Origin of the sequence: Nonomuraea sp. B12E4, from assembly GCF_039871825.1 — a bacterium.
In the GTDB taxonomy this organism is placed as follows: domain Bacteria; phylum Actinomycetota; class Actinomycetes; order Streptosporangiales; family Streptosporangiaceae; genus Nonomuraea.
This window is the reverse complement of record NZ_JBDPME010000029.1, coordinates 46,552-63,201: the sequence shown is the minus strand read 5'-3', so window position 1 is coordinate 63,201 and position 16,650 is coordinate 46,552. Positions and strand designations below refer to the sequence as shown.

Genomic DNA, 16,650 nt, shown 5'->3' with positions numbered 1-16,650 from the left:
GACGGTCATGGCAATGGTCGTACGCCCCATCGAGCCGGGCGACCTGGAGATCGTGCGACGGGTGCTCACCGGGAGCTGGGGCGGCACCACCGTGGTGGCGCTGGGCCGGGGCGAACTGGTGGACGCGGCCGGGCTGCCCGGCTTCGTCGCGCTGATCGGTGACGAGGTGGCCGGGGTGCTCACCTACGCCGATGACCGGGACGGCTCCGTGGAGATCGTCACCATCGACGCGGTGGTCCCCGGCCAGGGGGTGGGGAAGGCGTTGCTGGACGCCGTACGCGCCGTCGCGGTCGAACGCGGCCTGTCCAGGCTCACGCTGATCACCACCAACGACAACACCCACGCCCTGCGTTTTTACCAGCGTTACGGCTTCGACCTGGTCGCCCTGCACCGGAACGGCGTGGACCGCGCCCGCGCGCTCAAGCCGGGGATCCCGGCCGAGGCCGACGGCATCCCGATCAGGCACGAACTGGAGCTCGAACTCCAGCTCTGACACCACGCCGCGAAGGCGGCGGGGCGGCGGCTCAGCCGGTCGCGGGGGAACCAGGCGAACCAGGTGGAGCGGGCGGCGGTGGAGGCGCTGGAGGAGGCGGACGCCGTTCGGGGGCGAGCATCCGCGTCCGCATGGCGATGAGCACCGACGTCACCGGGGCGGCCAGGAACGCGCCCGCGATCCCCGCGATCACGCTGCCCACCGTGATCGCCACCAGGATGAGCGCCCCGGGCAGGTGCAGGGCCTTGCCGTAGATCTGCGGCGCCAGGACGTGGCCCTCGATCTGCTGCACGGCCACGGTCACCCCGACCACGATCAGCGCCACCAGCCAGCCCTTGGCCACGAGCGCCACCACCGCGGCCAGCAACCCCGCCAGGAACGCCCCCACCACCGGCAGGAACGCCCCCACGAACGTGAGCACCGCCAGCGGCAGCGCGATCGGCACGCCCAGGATCCACAGCGCCAGACCGATGAAGAACCCGTCCACGGCGCCCACGATCGCCACGCCGCGGATGTAGCGGCCGATCACCGTGTAGATCAGGTCGCCGGTCTCGGCCAGGTTGTTCCTGGCCGTGGCCGGCGCCAGGCGCACGAGCCAGCGGAAGAGCCCCTCACCGCCGTGCACGAAGTAGATCGACAGGATGATCGCCAGCACGGTGCCGATGACGATCTCGCCCACCGTCCTGACTCCGGCCAGCGCCCCGGTGGTGATCGCCCGGCCCTGGCCGGACAGGTAGTCTCTGGCCCGCCGCAGGAGCTGCTGGTCGTTGAGCCCGAGCCGGACGGCCAGGTCGTGCAGGCCGTCCAGCACCGTGCCGAAGCTCGTCCGCAGCTCCGACAGGCTGTCCACCATCGGCCGCACCAGCAGCACGCCCAGCCCGCCGAACAGCACCAGCCCGCAGGCGAACACGATCGTGGTGGCCAGCGCCGCGTTCAGCCCGCGTGACTCCAGCCAGCGGGCCGGGGGCCGCAGCAGCACGGTGATGAACACACCGATGACGATCGACATCGCCACCGTCCGCACCTGGTAGAGGCAGAAGCCGGCCACCGCGATGACCGCGACCCAGCCCAGCAGCCGCCACGGCCCCATCCGCCGTACCCCCAATCGTGCCTGGTCAGAGGCGTTCCCCGGGGAGATCGGCGGCAATCCTGGTCAGGTGGGCGGGGTGAGGTGCCGGCGTTGGGAGCGCTTGTTGGACTCGTACGTCTCCCGCGCCGCGTACGTGGCGCTCGTCGTGCCCACCTGCGCCACCGGCACGTCCCACCACGCCTCCGAGGAGGGCGCGTCGTCGGCCAGCCGGTCGGTGCGGACGTAGATCACCGTGGTCTCCACCGCCGAGCGCGCGGCGTCGAGCGCCTTGCGCAGATCGGCCACCGACTCCGGGCGCAGCACCGACGCGCCCAGGCTGGCCGCGTTGGCGGCCAGGTCCACCGGAAGCGGGCCGCCACCGGGGTAGGCGTAGGAGGTGCCGAGGCGCTCGGCGCCGACGCTCTCCGACAGGCGGCCGATGGAGGCGAAGCCGGAGTTGTCCACCAGGACCACGACCAGCTTGATGCCCTCGGAGATCGCGGTGACGAGCTCCTGCGCCATCATCAGATAGGAGCCGTCGCCCACCAGCACGAACACCTCGCGCTGCGGGGCCGCCAGCTTGACCCCGAGGCCGCCGGCGATCTCGTAGCCCATGCACGAATAGCCGTATTCGACGTGGTAGCTGCCCGGGCCGCTGGGCCGCCACAGCTTGTGCAGGTCGCCGGGCATCGACCCGGCCGCGCACACCACCGTGCCGTCCTCGCCCGCCGCCGCGTTGACCGCGCCGATCACCGCGGACTGCGGCAGCGGCGTGCCCTCCAGCGCGTACGCCGCGTCGACCGCCGCGTCCCAGGCCCGGGTCAGCTCGATGGCGCGCTCGCGGTAGGCGGCCGGGGTGCTCCAGCCCGCGCATGCCTCGGCCAGGTCGGCGAGCCCCGCGCGGGCGTCGGCGACCAGTTGCAGGCCCGACAGCTTGGCGGCGTCGAAGCCGGTGATGTTGAGGTTGGCGAAGCGGGCGTCGGGGGCGAAGATCGTCCGGGAGGCGGTGGTGAAGTCGCTGTAGCGGGTGCCGATGCCGATGATCACGTCGGCCTCGCGGGCCAGCGCGTTGGCGGCCGTGGTGCCGGTGGCGCCGATCGCGCCCAGCGCGAGCGGGTGACCGTGGGGGAGCGCGCCCTTGCCGGCCTGCGTCTCGGCCACCGGGATGCCGAACTCCTCGGCGAACATCCGCAGCTGCTCGGTGGCCTCGCTGTAGATCGTGCCGCCGCCCGCGACGATCAGCGGGCGGGCCGCCGACTTGATCAGCTCGGCGGCCCGGACCAGGGCGGCCTGCTCGGGGCGCGGCCGCGCGACGTGCCAGACGCGGCGCGCGAAGAGCTCGTCCGGCCAGTCGAACGCCTCCGCCTGCACGTCCTGCGGCAGCGCCAGCGTCACCGCGCCGGTCTCGGCCGGGTCGATGAGCACGCGCATGGCGGCCAGCAGCGCGGACGGGAGCTGCTCGGGCCGGTTGACGCGGTCCCAGAAGCGGGAGACGGGCTTGAAGCAGTCGTTGACCGAGATGTCGTACGAGCGCTGGTCCTCCAGCTCCTGCAGCACCGGGCTCGCCACGCGGGTGGAGAAGATGTCGCCGGGCAGCAGCAGCACGGGCAGCCGGTTGATCGTGGCGCCCGCCGCGCCCGTGATCATGTTGGTCGCGCCGGGGCCGATCGAGGTGGTGCAGGCCAAAGTGGACAGCCGGTTGCTGGCCCGGGCGTAGGCGGCGGCCGTGTGCACCATCGCCTGCTCGTTGCGGCTCATGTGGTAAGGCAGGTCCTCGGCGGAGGTGGCCAGCGCCTGGCCGAGGCCGGCGACGTTGCCGTGGCCGAAGATGCCGACACAGCCGCCGAAGAGCCGGTGCTCCACGCCGTCGCGCTCGCTCCACTGCTGGGCCAGGAAGCGGACGACGGCCTGGGCGACGGTCAGCCGGATCATGAGGTCCTCCCGAACGGGACTCTGGGGTCTGTCGGTTGTGCGTCCCAGGAGGAGCGGATCCAGGCGTGGCGGGGGTCGTCGCAGAACGCCATCGAACGCTGCTCCGCGGGGCCTGCCAGGACGTTCAGATAGTAGAGGTCGTAGCCGGGGGCGGCCATGGAGGGGCCGTGGTAACCGTAGGGCACCAGGACGACGTCGCCCGACGACACCTCGGCCAGGGTGTCGATCTGTCCGCGTTCGGAGGTGTAGACGCGTTGGTAACCGATGCCCTGGTCGGCCACCTCGAAGTAGTAGATCTCCTCCAGCACCGCCTCGCCCGGGTTGTCGGTGTCGTGCTTGTGGGGCGGGTACGACGACCAGTTGCCGTCGGGGGTCAGGACCTCCACGGCCATCAGCTTGTCGCAGTCGAAGACGTCGGGGGCGCAGAAGTTGTTGACCTGGCGGGTGGCCTGGCCGGCGCCTCTGACCTCGACCGGGACCTCGGTGGCGGGCACGTAGCGGGGTCGCAGCTCCCGGGTGGCACGGGCCGAGGGCAGCGCGATCCGGCCGGCGCCCTCCAGCGTCACATGCGTAGAAATCGGGATATAGGCGAAATCTGAGGGGCCATCGAACACCGAGGGCCGGCCCGCCAGCACGAACGTGTCCGTCGGGATGGTGACCGTGCACGAGCCCGCCAGAGGCAGGACCAGCATCTCCTCCTCCCCGGTGCCGAAGGACACCGGGGCGTCCGTCAGGTCCACGATCCGCAGGCCGGAGTAGTCCCAGCCGGCCAGGGACGGGGTGACCTCCACGGACCAGGGGGCGTTGGCGGCCTTGCCGTACGGAAGGTGGGTCATGCGCGAGCCTCTCGTACCAGGGTGGCGGCGCCGTCCACGGCGGTCGCCACGTCGTCGTCCGGCGGATAGAGCAGGGCGCGGCCCACCACGAGCCCGCGTACCCCCGGCAGGCACAGCGCGCGGTGCCAGTCGGCGAAGGCGGCGTCGATGTCCGGCGGGTCGCCCCCGAGCAGCAGGGCGGGCAGGGTGGTGGCGGCCATGACCCGTTCCATCTCGGCCACGGCGGGGATCTTCAGCCAGGTGTAGGCCGAGGTGACGCCGAGCGCCTGCGCGACGCTGATCGCGCGGATCACCGCGTCGGGGGACAGGTCGTTGCGGACGGTGCCCGACTCCGAGCGCAACGACCAGAACGGCTCCACCATGGCCACCAGGCGGCGGCGGGCCAGGGCGGTGACCGCGTGGGCGCACGACTCCAGCGTGGCCACGGTCGCGTGGTCGGCCGGGTCGATCCGGCACAACATCTTGCCGCCGTCCAGGCGCATCGCGTCGATCGCGGCCGCGTCGAAGCCGGTGAAGCGGTCGTCCAACTCGAACACCGAGCCCAGCAGGCCGCCCCGGTTCATGGAGCCGAAGGCCAGCTTGTCCTCCAGGGCGCCGAGCAGCAGCAGGTCCTCCAGCACGTCGGGGGAGGCCAGGATGCCGTCCACACCGGGGCGGGAGAGCGCGACCTGCAGGCGGCGCAGCAGGTCGGTACGGCTGGCCATGGCCAGCGGCCGGTCGCGCACGGCCAGGGAACCGCGGGCCGGGTGGTCGGCGGCGATGATCAGCAGCCGCTCGCCCCCCACCGGCAGCCCGCGCCGCTGCCGCCGGGCCGCGGCCTCGGCGATCTCCTCGGGCCGGGTGGCGCGGATGTGAGTGAGCCGCTCGTAACCGGCGGTCCTGGGCAGCGTGACGTCACTCACGAAGGCACTCCGTTCAACAACTCCTCCACCTCGGCCGTGGACGGCATGGCGTCGGCGCAGGCCAGCCGGGCGGCCACGAACGCGCCCGCCGCGTTGGCGAAGCGGATCGTACGCTCCAGCGGCCAGCCGCTCAGCAGCCCGTGGCAGATGCCGCCGCCGAACGCGTCGCCCGCGCCGATCCCGTTCACCACCTTCACCTCCACCGGCTCCACCAGGGCACTCTCCTTGGCGGTACGCGCGAAAACCCCATCGGGGCCCATTTTCACGATGGCCATCCGCACCCCGGCGTCCAGCAGCGCCTGCGCGGCGGCCTCCGGGTCGCGCACGCCGACCGCGGTCTCCACCTCGTCCAGGTTGCCCACGGCCACGTTCGCGTACGGCAGCGTGTGCCGGGCCGTCTCCTGGGCCGCCTCGCGCGAGGGCCACAACGTGGGCCGGTAGTCGAGGTCGAACACCGTCCAGCCGGTCTTGCGCGCCGACAGCGCGGCGGCGTGGGCCGCGGCGCTGGGATCCTTGCTCAGGCCGGTCAGCGAGAACCAGAACAGGCGTGCGTCGGCGATCGCCTGGAGGTCCAGGAAGGAAGGGGAGATCCGCAGGTCGGGCGGGTGCTCGCCGCGGTAGAAGTAGATCGGGAAGTGGTCGGGCGGGAAGATCTCGCAGAACGTGACCGGGGTCGGCACCCCCTCGACGGTGCTCACGAAGGTGTCGTCCACGCCGAAGTCGCGGATCGCCCGGCGTACGAACTCGCCGAAGGGGTCGGCGCCCACGGCGGTGATCACGGCGGAGCGCAGCCCGTGCCGTGCCGCGGCGACGGCCACGTTGGTCGGGCTGCCGCCGAGGAACTTGCCGAAAGTCTCGACGTCGGCCAGGCCGACGCCGGTCTGCAGCGGATAGACGTCGACGCCGCAGCGGCCGATCGTGATCAGATCGTACTCGTCGGGCCGCGTCCAGCGGCCTTCCGCGGGTGGCGGACTCTGCACCTAAAGCACCTCCAGGACGGAGTGTTCCCTCGACACTATGGCATATTGTCATGACATTCGGATGTCCGCTATGTTCCTCCCGTGCCCCCTTCTGGAGGTTCGGTGACACGCACCGCACAGTCTCGGGCAGCCGGTCGGTTCCTGTCCGAGCAAAGACGCAGCATGCGGGCGCATCCTCGATTATGGCCAGGCCTTTACGTCATATGCATGTCATGACATATTGGCCCATGGCTTCCTCCCTTTACGGACTTGTCGGAGGGTTTGCATGGCATTGCGGAAACGGTCGATGGGTGTGGTCGCGGTCCTCACGGCGTCCGTGGTGGGGTTAGCAGCCTGCGGCCAGTCGTCCGGTGGGAGCGGTGACACCATCGAGCTGACGATCACCCAGAACGCCATCGCGGGCGGGAAGAACGCCGCGGGCGCGAACTTCATCGCCAACTGGGTGATCCCCAAGTTCGAGGCGGCCCAGAAGGCGAAGGGAAAGGACGTCACGGTCAAGTTCGTTCCCAGCGGCGTCGACGACGAGCAGTACAAGACCAAGCTCTCCCTCGACCTCAAGTCAGGCAAGGGCGCCGACGTGATGGACATCGACTCGATCTGGGCCGGTGAGTTCGCCGAGGCGGGCTACCTCAAGCCGCTGCCGGACCTGGTCGGAGCCGAGGCCGACGGTTGGGACGGCTGGGCGCAGATCCCCGAGGCCGTGCAGGGCATGGTCATGTTCAACGGTAAGAAGTACGCCCTGCCGGTCGGCACCGACGGCCGGGTGCTCTACTTCAACAAGACGCTCTTCCAGAAGGCCGGGCTGCCGGCCGACTGGCAGCCGACGAGCTGGCAGGAGATCCTGGACGCCGGCGCCAAGCTGAAGGCCGCGGGCGTGCCCGTGCCGATCCAGATCAACGCCGGCACCGCCATGGGCGAGGCCACCTCGATGCAGGGCGTGCTGCCGCTGATCGCGGGCGCGGGCGGCGAGGTCCAGCAGGACGGCAAGTGGACCGGCGCGTCCCAGCCGCTGAAGGACGCGCTCGGGCTCTACCAGAAGATCTACGGCGGCGGACTCGGCGACCCCAAGCTGCAGCAGGAGGCCAAGGGCCGCGACAAGTCGTTCCAGCAGTTCGCCGAGGACAAGATCGGCATCCTGCTGGAGGGTGACTACTTCTGGCGCAGCGTGATCAACCCCGCCGAGGGCGTGGCCAAGATGGACGACCGCGACCGACGCGTCGGTTATGCCATGATCCCGGCGGTGGAGCCGGGCAAGGGCCTCAAGGGCCAGGACTTCGTCAGCATGTCCGGCGGCTCCCTGCGCGCGGTGAACCCCAACAGCGAGCACCCGAAGGAGGCCTTCGAACTGGCCACCTTCACGTTGTCGCCCGAGGCGCTCAAGGAGGAGACCAAGGACGGCAACGAACGCATCACACCGCGTACCGACGTCAACAAGGAGATCCTCGCGGACGATCCGCTGATGACCTACATCTCCGAGAAGGTGCTGCCGCTGACGGCCTACCGGCCGCCGGTCGCCGTCTACCCGCAGGTGTCGGTGGCGCTGCAGGAGGCCACCGCGGCGGTGGTCAGCGGCACGGCCCCCGACCAGGCGGCCGCCGACTACCAGAAGAAGCTTGAGGGAATCGTCGGTGGCGCAGGCAACATCGCCTCCTGAGGTCGTCACGGAACCGGCTCCGGCCCGCCGTTACAACTCCGACGCGGCGGGCCTGGGCAGGCTGCGGGCCGGGGCCTTCGCGGCCCCTGCCCTCCTGCTCATCGCGGCCTTCCTGGTCTTCCCCGCGCTCTGGGTGCTCTATCTCGGGCTCACCAACTACCGCCTGACCGGGGTTGCCGCCGCCGAGCCGCGGTTCGTCGGGCTGGACAACCTCCTCAGCGCGGTGTCCGAGCCCACGTTCTGGAGCTCCACCTGGCTGACCGTGCAGTTCGTGCTCGGCTCGGCCGTGATCGGCCAGGTCGGGCTCGGGTTCACCATCGCCTGGCTGCTGCGCGACCGGCGCGGCCCGCTGAAGCGGCTGGTCGAGGGCCTGGTCATCCTGGCCTGGATCCTGCCGGGCGCCATCGTGTCGTTCCTGTGGGTGGCGCTGCTGGAGCGCGACGGCGGCACGCTGAACACGCTGCTCTCGATGCCCGAGTTGGCCCCGCTGCTCGATCACCCGATGCTGTCGATCATCGTGTTCAACATCTGGCGCGGCACGGCCTTCTCGATGATGCTGTACGGCGCCGCGCTCGGGAACGTGCCACCCTCGCACCTGGAGAGCGCCCGCCTGGCCGGGGCCTCCGGCTGGCAGCAGCTCAGAGACGTCGTGTTCCCGCACATCAGGGGCCACATCCTGACGAACCTGCTGCTGATCAGCCTGTGGACGTTCAACGACTTCACCCCCTTCCTGCTCACGGCGGGCGGCCCCGACGGCAGGTCCGAGGTGCTGGCGGTGCACGTGTACCAGGTCGCGCTGCAGGGCGGCGAGCTCGGCTACGGCGCCGCCGTCTCCACGATCATCCTGCTGATCAACCTGGTCGTGGCGGTGTTCTACCTGCGGCTGCTGCGGAGCAAGAAATGACCCGTTTCGTACTGGGCCGGATCGGCTTCTACACGCTGATCGCGGTGCTGCTGGCGTTCTTCACGATCCCGCTGCTGTGGCTGGTGACCGCCCCGTTCACGTCCGACCCCAGCTACAAGGTGTCGGTGCCGGACTTCACCCTGGACAACTTCCGGGCGATCGTGGAGCACCCGTACGCGCTGCCGTCGTTGTGGAACTCCGTGCTGCTCTCGGCGGGCACCGCCGTGCTGGTCGTCCTCCTGGCCGCGCTGGCGGCGTACGCGCTCAGCCGGGTGCGGCTGCCGGGCCGCGACGCGCTGCTCTACGCGCTCCTGCTGCTGTCGTCGATCATCACCGGGACGGCGGCGATGGTGCCGCTGTTCCAGCTCGCGGTCGCGCTCAACCTGATCGACTCGCGGCTCGGGCTGATCCTGATCCTGACCGGCGGGCTGCTGCCGGCGGCGATCTTCATGATGAAGGACTTCATGGACGCCACGCCGAAGTCCTACGAGGAGTCGGCGCGGGTGTTCGGGGCGACGCCGTTGCAGATCGTGCGGCACGTGGTGGTGCCCCTGGTACGGCCGGGGCTGGCGACCATCGGGGTCTGGGCCGTGGCCAACGTGTGGGGAAATTTCCTGATGCCCTACCTGTTCCTGCGGGACGTCGAGGCGCAGCCGGCGGCGGTGATCACGTACACGCTGTACACCGAGGGCGGCCAGGCCAACCTGAGTATGTTGTCCACGTTCGGCCTGCTGTACTCGATCCCTGTGGTGCTCATGTACCTGTTCGTCAGCAAGAAGTATGGCTTCCGCTTCCACGGAGGGATCAAGCGTTAAATGGCGGCAATCGAACTACGCGGCCTGACCAAGGTCTATCCGGGCGGCGTGAAGGCGCTGGACTCACTCGACCTGGTCATTCCCGACGGCGAGTTCTTCGCCCTGCTCGGCCCCTCCGGCTGCGGCAAGACCACGCTGCTGCGCACCATCGCCGGGCTGGAGACCGCCACCGGCGGCGCCGTGGTCATCGGCGAGCGCGACGTGACGGGGGTGCAGCCGGGAGCCCGGGACATCGCGATGGTCTTCCAGGACTACGCGCTCTTCCCGCACATGGACGTCACGGACAACATCTCCTACCCGCTGCGGATCAAGAAGGTCGGCAAGGGGCCGCGCCGCGAGAAGGCCGCCGAGGTGGGCGCCCGGCTCGGGCTCGAACACCTGATGGACCGGCGGCCGGGCCAGCTCTCCGGCGGGCAGCAGCAGCGGGTCGCGCTGGCCAGGGTGATGGCCACACAGGCGCAGGCGTTCCTGTTCGACGAGCCGCTGTCCAACCTGGACGCCAGGTTGCGGCTGGAGGCGCGTACGTTCCTGAAGAAGCTCCAGCGCGAGCTGGGCGTCACCACCGTCTTCGTCACCCACGACCAGGCCGAGGCGCTGGCCATGGCCGACCGGATGGCCGTCATGGAGAGCGGGCACATCCGGCAGATCGGTACGCCGGCCGAGGTGTTCCAGCGGCCCGCCAACACGTTCGTGGCCGGTTTCATCGGATCCACCCCCATGAACCTGCTGGACGGCGCCGTACGAGGTGACACGCTGGAAGTGGCAGGGTGCAAGGTGGCGGTCCCGGCCTCGGCCGAGGGGCTGCTGTCCGACGGAGAGAAGATCGTGTACGGCGTGCGACCCGAGTACATGGCCTACTCGAACGCCCCCGCGGAGGGCGCGTTCGGCGGGCGGGTGGCCATCGTGGAGAACCTGGGCGCCTCCCATCTGGTGACCCTGGAGGTCGGCGGCGTCAGCGTGCAGGCGGTCGTGCCCGAGGGCGGCGAGCCCGCGGTCGGCGACGACGGCCACGCGGTGCCCCGGCGCGACCGGGCCCTGATCTACCGGGACGGAGCGCTCGTATGACGACGAGAAGCGGCCACTGGAGCCTGGACGACCGGCTGGAGCGGATCCTGCGGGAGGTGCCGTTCGAGGTGCCGGCCGGCACCGCCGCCGTGACCGTGCGGCTCGGCTACGACCGGTCGCAGGGGGTGATCGACCTCGGCTGCGGCGCGCCCGACGGCTTCCGCGGCTGGTCGGGCGGCGCGCGGGACGAGTACACGATCACCGCCGGCTGGGCGACCCCCGGCTACCTGCCGGGCGCGCCGGAGGCCGGGACCTGGCACGTGTGGCTGCGCCTGCACCGGATCCCGCCGCAGGGCCTCGACTTCACGCTGGACATCGCCACCGAGGCCGCCGTCCCGCCGCGCCCCGAGGCCGGCGAGCCGCCGCACGGCGAGCGCCCGCCCCGCCGGGACATCCCGGACGTCGACGGCCTGCGCTGGTACGCCGGGGACTTCCACGCCCACACCCTGCACAGCGACGGCGGCCTGACCATCGCCGAGCTGGCCGAGCTGGGCCACGGGCGCGGGCTGGACTTCCTGGCCGTCACCGACCACAACACCGTCAGCCACCACCCGTGGCTGGACAAGATCGACCGCGAGATCACGCTCATCCCCGGCCAGGAGGTCACCACCGACCGGGGTCATGCCAACGTGTTCGGCGACGTAGGCTGGGTGGACTTCAGGCAGCCGGTCGACTCCTGGGTCGAGCACGCCGAGCGCGCGGGCGGCCTGATCTCGATCAACCACCCGCTCGGCGGCGACTGCGCCTGGTTGCAGCCGGTGAGCCGGCGGCCCCGGATCGCCGAGGTCTGGCACTCCGGCTGGTGGGACCGCCGCTGGGGCGCGCCGCTGGCCTGGGCCGACGCCTGGCACGAGGACGTGGTGGCGATCGGCGGCAGCGACTTCCACCGCCACGGCTCCGACGGCCTGCCCGGCGCGCCCACCACCTGGGTGCTGGCCGAGGACGCCGGCACGGTGCTGGAGGGCTTGCGCGCGGGCCGTACCGCCGTCTCCGCGGGCCCTGACGCGCCGCTGCTGCTCAGGCTGGGTGACGAGCTGCTGGCGCTGGACGCCGACGGGCTCGTCCTGGTGCGCCCCGACGGCGGCCGGCAGGTCGTGCGCGGCGAGCGCGTCCTGCTGCCGGCCGCCGACGGGCGGCACCGGCTGGAAACCTACGAGAACGAAGTGATCGCGCTATGCGAGGGAGGGACACGCGCGTGAGGAAGATCGCCAACGCGCCCGTGAGTTTCGGCGTGTTCGAGCTGAGCGACGGGCCGGCCCCGCTGAGCGCCGACGAGATGGTGCACGCCCTGACGGAGGCCGGATACGACGGCATCGACCTGGGGCCGGTGGGTTACCTGGGCACCCCGGCGACCCTCGGCGAGCACCTGGGAGATCTGCGGCTGGCCGGTGGCTGGGCCGACCTGCGCTACAGCGACGCGGAGCAGTTCAGGAAGGGCGTGCCCCTGCTGAACGCCACGCTGGACGTGTTCGCCGCCGCGCCGGAGGGACCGTTCGCGCCGCGGCCCACGCTGGGCTGCTCGGGCTCGCCGGAGCGGTTCGCCCGGCCGGGCGGGAACGCGCCGGGGCTGGCCGGCTCCGACTGGGCCGCCTACGCCGCCCGCGTGCAGGAGGCGGCCGACCGGTGCCGTGAGCGCGGGCTGGAGCCCGCCTTCCACCACCACCTGGGCACCTACGTCGAGACCACCGAGGACGTGGAGCGGCTGCTGGAGCTGACCGACGTGCCGCTCTGCCTCGACACCGGGCACCTGCTGCTGGCCGGGGGAGACCCGGTGACCGCGCTGCGGGAGTGGGCGGACCGGGTCGGCCACGTGCACATCAAGGACGGGGACACCCGGATCCTCGCCCAGGCCCTGGCCGACGGCGTGGACCTGCGCGAGCTGATGGGCCGCGGCGGGTTCACCCCGCTCGGCGAGGGCGAGCTGGACCTGCCCGGCGTGGTGCGCGTTCTCGACGAGATCGGCTATGAGGGCTGGATCGTCGTCGAGCAGGACACGCTGCCGGGCCGCCGCGGCGTCGCCAGGAACATCGCCGACCAGGCCGCCAACCTCCGGAAGCTGAAGGAACTGGGACTGTGAAGATCGCTCTTGTCGGCTGCGGCGCCGTCACCCAGGCGGTCTACGTACCGCTGCTGTCCAGGCGCCGCGACCTGTTCGAGGTGAGCGCCGTCTGCGACCTGTCGCGTACGCTCGCCGACGCCGTGGGCGAGCGGCTGGGCGCGGCCGGGCGTTTCACGGCGGTCGGGGAGATGCTCGACGCCGGCGGGTTCGAGGCCGTGCTCGTGCTGGCCTCCGGCTCGCACGGCGAGACCGTGCGCCGGGCGCTCGCCGCCGGCTACGCCGTCCTCTGCGAGAAGCCGCTGGCGCTGACCAGGGCCGAGGTCGCCGTGCTGCCCTCGGGGCGGCTGATGGTGGGCTACATGAAGCAGTACGACCCGGCCGTGCGCCGCGCCGAGGAGGTGCTGGCCACGCTGGGCGGGCCCGAGGTGATCAGGGCGGTCGAGGTGACCGTGCTGCATCCGAGCGGGGAGTCGCAGCTCGCCTTCGCGAACCTGGAGCAGGCGCGGGACGTGGACGCGGGGCTGCTCGGCTCGCTGCGGGCCGCGGAGGGCGCGCTGGTGTCGCGGGCGCTGGGGGAATCGGCGCCGGAGGCGGTGCGGAATCTGTACGGGGTGTCACTGGGGTCCATATGCCACGATTTGTCGCTTATGAGGCGCTTTACTGGGGCTCCTTCGGAAATTTCGTACGTTGAGACGTGGGGGGCCGCGCCCGGGTCCATCGAGATCTCCGGCGCGCTGCCGGTCCGGGGCCGGTTCTCGATCCGCTGGCACTACCTGGAGGACTATCCGGCCTACCGCGAGACCGTGGCCATCCACCACGACCAGGGCTCGCTGGAGCTGGTCTTCCCCTCGCCCTACCTGATGAACGCGCCCACCACCCTCACCGTCGTGTCCGGTGCCGAGAGCCGGACCGAGTGGCGCGACGTGACTGAGGCGTTCGAGGTGCAACTGGCCGCCTTCCATGCTTTCGTGAACGAGGGCAAGCCGCCGCTCACCGACGTCGGCGGCGGGCTGGAGGACATCGTGACGGCCCAGCGGATCGCCGCCCGCTACGCCGTACAGCATGGGCTGCCCATTGGAGGGGAAGCAGCGTGAGCACGGAGATCGTCGTCGTCCCGCACACGCACTGGGACCGGGAGTGGTACGAGCCGTTCCAGCGCTTCCGGCTGCGTCTGGTGGCGCTGCTGGACGAGGTGCTCGACACCATGGAGCGCGAGCCGGACTACCACTTCACCCTGGACGGGCAGCTCGCCTGCGTGGACGACTATCTGGAGGTGCGGCCGGACAACCGTGACCGCATCGCCGCGCTGGTCGAGTCCGGGCGGCTGGCCGTCGGGCCGTGGCAGATCCTGCTCGACGAGTTCCTGTGCTCGGGCGAGAACATCATCCGCAACCTCGAAATCGGCATGGACCGGGCGGACAAGCTCGGTGGGGCGATGCCGGTGGGATACCTGCCGGACATGTTCGGCCACACGGCGCAGATGCCGCAGATCCTGCGCAGGGCCGGGCTGCTGCACGCCTGCGTCTATCGCGGGGTGCCGTCCTCGGTGACCACCGACGCCTTCGCGTGGGTGGCGCCCGACGGCACGGCGATACGGACTCAATACCTGCCCGCCGGCGGTTACGGCAACGGCGCCTACCTGTTCCACGAGGGCGAAGGGCTGGCCGGGCGGGCGGCGACGTTCGTGGCCACCATGCGGGAGTGGCACGGGGCGGAGGGGCCGCTGCTGGCCATGTACGGCACCGACCACTCGGCGCCCGTGAGCGGGCTGCCGGAGATGGTGGCGGAGATCGGTGCCCGCATGGACACCTTGTCCGGCTATATCGGGATTTATTCGGGCGAGGTGGACGGCCTGCCGCAGGTCGTCGGAGAGCTGCGCTCCCACGCCAGGGCCAACATCCTGCCCGGCGTCATCTCGGTCCGCGCCCACCTCAAGCAGGCCATGGGGCGCGCCGAGCGGATGGTCGAACGCTACGCCGAGCCGCTGGCCACCCTCTGGGGCGGCGACTGGCCGGGACGCTTCCTGGACATGGCGTGGTGGCGGCTGGTGGACGCCAGCGGGCACGACTCGGTGACCGGCTGCGGCGTGGACGACACCACCCAGCAGGTGGCCGCCCGCATCGCGGAGGCCGAGCACCTCGGCCAGGCCGTACGCGACATGGTGACCGCGCGGCTGGCGGCCTCCGTACCGTCCGACGGGGTGCTGGTGGTCAACCCGACGCCCGCCGTACGCAGCGGCGTCGTGGTCGTGGACGTGGCCGGCACCGACCCGCTGGCCGACGCCACCGGTGCCGCGGTGCCCACGCAACCGCTCGAATACGCGCCCACGCTGCTGCTCGACGAGGAGATGGACCCGGCGGTCGCGCTGAGCTTCGTCCACGGGACCGAGCTGTACGGGCAGCACATCACCTCCTGGTCGGTGGCGGACGGGACGCTGACGTTCACGGTCGCCCACGAGACGTCGGTCGCCTACGACGTGGCCGACATCCGGGCGGCGCTGGACGGGGTGACCCGGGTGCGCATCCTGGCCGAGCCGAGGCGCACGGTCGCCGCCCTGGTCCGGGTCCCGCCGCTGGGCCACACCAGCGTCCGGCCGGTGCCCCGCGACCAGCTCTACCCCTCCGCCGTCGCCGATCCCGCCGCCGTCCCCTCTGTCGTCGCCGATTCCGCCGCGGCCGCTGCCACCGGTCCGGCCCCGGCCGTCGCCGGGCATGACCCGTCGTGCTGGCTCAGCTCCGACTCGGGCCCCCTGCCGGTGCGGGGAGACGAGGAGGTGCTGGACAACGGCCTGCTGCGGGTCACGATCGCGGCCGACGGGACGCTGACGCTGATCGGCGCCGACGGCACGACGGTCACGGGCGCGGGCCGCATCGTGGACGGCGGTGACGTCGGCGACACCTACAACCACGCGCCGCCGCTCGCCGACCGGCTCGTGGCCGAGCCGGAGTCCGTGGAGACCGAGCTCGTCTGCTCGGGTCCGCTGGTGGCGGCGGTGGACGTGCGGCGCACGTACCGGTGGCCGGCGGGCGGCGAGGGCGTCGACGGCTCACCCGAGCTTCCGGCCGCCGCGCGTACGCTCCGGGCCGAGGAGGTCGTCGTCACCACCCGGGTGGAGTTGCGGGCGGGCGAGCCGTACGTACGCCTGGAGGTGTCGTTCGACAACCGCTGCGACGACCATCGCGTACGCCTGCACGTGCCGCTGCCGGTGGAGGCGACGCAGTCGTACGCGGAGGGTCAGTTCGCGGTCGTCACCCGTGGGCTGACCGCCGAGGGCGGCTGCGGCGAGACCCCGCTGCCCACCTTCCCCGCCTCCTCCTGGGTGGCGGCCGGAGGCGTGGCGGCACTGCTGGAGCACGTCACGGAGTACGAGCTGGCGGACGGCGACCTCGCCCTCACCCTGCTCCGCTCGGTCGGCTACCTCTCCCGCAACCGCAACGCCCTGCGCCCGGAGCCCGCCGGACCGCAACTCCCGACGCCGGCCGCGCAGTCACGCGGGATGCGCTCGGTGCGGCTGGCGCTGATGCCGTACCAGGAGTCCTGGGAGGAGGTCGTCCCGCACGCGGAGACCTTCCGGCACGACCTCCTGGTGGTCCCCGGCCAGGCCACGCCGGCCGCCGCCCTGCCCGAGCCCGCGCCCGGATTGTCGGTCACGGGTGATGGAGTGGTGATGAGCTCACTCCGGATGCGCGACGACCGGCAGGAGCTCCGGGTGGTCGCCCTGACACCTTCGGCCACGGAGGCGCTCATCGAGGGCCCGTTCACCCGAGCCCGCCGGGCGGACCTGCGAGGCCGGCCGGGCGAGTCCCTGCCGGTCACCGGCGGCGTCCTCCGCCTCCCCCTGAAGGCGTGGGAGATCGCCACGATCCAGATCGCCAACTCAGAGTAATCAATCGAACGCGTGTAGTAATGTATGGGCCATGCTCACACGGCAACACGAGGGT

General features: G+C 71.5%; 14 protein-coding genes. 9 read left to right on the top strand and 5 right to left on the bottom strand.

What is annotated here, in order from left to right; genetic code table 11:
• The first annotated feature begins 7 nt into the window (after positions 1–7).
• Positions 8–493 carry a GNAT family N-acetyltransferase gene (locus tag ABGB18_RS40470; protein ID WP_347700980.1) on the top strand — a complete coding sequence of 162 codons (486 nt, stop codon included), beginning with the start codon at positions 8–10 and terminating at the stop codon, positions 491–493.
• A gap of 31 nt (positions 494–524) precedes the next feature.
• On the opposite strand, the gene ABGB18_RS40465 is transcribed toward ABGB18_RS40470, so the two are convergent.
• The 5 genes from ABGB18_RS40465 to iolC all read right to left on the bottom strand — a co-directional run bounded on the left by ABGB18_RS40465 (position 525) and on the right by iolC (position 6,212).
• The gene (locus ABGB18_RS40465; protein ID WP_347700979.1) at positions 525–1,583 is read right to left on the bottom strand and encodes an AI-2E family transporter; all 1,059 of its coding nucleotides are present in this window, start codon (positions 1,581–1,583) and stop codon (positions 525–527) included.
• Between the two features lie 63 nt (positions 1,584–1,646).
• Entirely contained in the window at positions 1,647–3,494 is a 1,848-nt protein-coding gene (iolD, locus tag ABGB18_RS40460; RefSeq protein WP_347700978.1) for a 3D-(3,5/4)-trihydroxycyclohexane-1,2-dione acylhydrolase (decyclizing), read from the bottom strand.
• On the bottom strand, positions 3,491–4,330 hold the full coding sequence (gene iolB / locus ABGB18_RS40455) for a 5-deoxy-glucuronate isomerase (protein WP_347700977.1): 840 nt from the start codon (positions 4,328–4,330) through the stop codon (positions 3,491–3,493). Before iolB ends, iolD begins: the two co-directional genes overlap by 4 nt.
• Positions 4,327–5,232 carry a deoxyribose-phosphate aldolase gene (locus ABGB18_RS40450; protein WP_347700976.1) on the bottom strand — a complete coding sequence of 302 codons (906 nt, stop codon included), beginning with the start codon at positions 5,230–5,232 and terminating at the stop codon, positions 4,327–4,329. The genes iolB and ABGB18_RS40450 overlap by 4 nt, the downstream gene beginning before the upstream one ends.
• Positions 5,229–6,212, bottom strand: coding sequence for a 5-dehydro-2-deoxygluconokinase (gene iolC, locus ABGB18_RS40445; protein ID WP_347700975.1), 984 nt, complete (start codon positions 6,210–6,212; stop codon positions 5,229–5,231). The genes ABGB18_RS40450 and iolC overlap by 4 nt, the downstream gene beginning before the upstream one ends.
• A gap of 265 nt (positions 6,213–6,477) precedes the next feature.
• On the opposite strand from iolC, the gene ABGB18_RS40440 reads away from it, so the two are divergent.
• From ABGB18_RS40440 to ABGB18_RS40405, 8 genes are read left to right on the top strand one after another with little or no spacing between them, the layout of a single operon-like run.
• Positions 6,478–7,866: an extracellular solute-binding protein gene (locus ABGB18_RS40440; RefSeq protein ID WP_347700974.1), complete on the top strand. Its 1,389-nt coding sequence runs from the start codon at positions 6,478–6,480 to the stop codon at positions 7,864–7,866.
• Entirely contained in the window at positions 7,841–8,770 is a 930-nt protein-coding gene (locus tag ABGB18_RS40435) for a sugar ABC transporter permease (protein WP_347700973.1), read from the top strand. Before ABGB18_RS40440 ends, ABGB18_RS40435 begins: the two co-directional genes overlap by 26 nt.
• Positions 8,767–9,585 (top strand): carbohydrate ABC transporter permease, encoded by an 819-nt coding sequence (locus tag ABGB18_RS40430; protein ID WP_347700972.1) that lies wholly within the window; start codon positions 8,767–8,769, stop codon positions 9,583–9,585. Before ABGB18_RS40435 ends, ABGB18_RS40430 begins: the two co-directional genes overlap by 4 nt.
• A complete protein-coding gene (locus ABGB18_RS40425) occupies positions 9,586–10,650 on the top strand; it encodes an ABC transporter ATP-binding protein (protein WP_347700971.1) in 1,065 nt (354 codons plus the stop codon). It abuts the gene before it with no gap.
• Positions 10,647–11,849 (top strand): CehA/McbA family metallohydrolase, encoded by a 1,203-nt coding sequence (locus ABGB18_RS40420; protein WP_347700970.1) that lies wholly within the window; start codon positions 10,647–10,649, stop codon positions 11,847–11,849. The genes ABGB18_RS40425 and ABGB18_RS40420 overlap by 4 nt, the downstream gene beginning before the upstream one ends.
• Positions 11,846–12,727, top strand: a complete 882-nt coding sequence (locus tag ABGB18_RS40415; RefSeq protein ID WP_347700969.1) for a TIM barrel protein — start codon at positions 11,846–11,848, stop codon at positions 12,725–12,727. Before ABGB18_RS40420 ends, ABGB18_RS40415 begins: the two co-directional genes overlap by 4 nt.
• Positions 12,724–13,803 (top strand): Gfo/Idh/MocA family oxidoreductase, encoded by a 1,080-nt coding sequence (locus tag ABGB18_RS40410; protein WP_347700968.1) that lies wholly within the window; start codon positions 12,724–12,726, stop codon positions 13,801–13,803. Before ABGB18_RS40415 ends, ABGB18_RS40410 begins: the two co-directional genes overlap by 4 nt.
• On the top strand, positions 13,800–16,595 hold the full coding sequence (locus ABGB18_RS40405; protein WP_347700967.1) for a glycoside hydrolase family 38 C-terminal domain-containing protein: 2,796 nt from the start codon (positions 13,800–13,802) through the stop codon (positions 16,593–16,595). Before ABGB18_RS40410 ends, ABGB18_RS40405 begins: the two co-directional genes overlap by 4 nt.
• Positions 16,596–16,650: the final 55 nt, after the last annotated feature.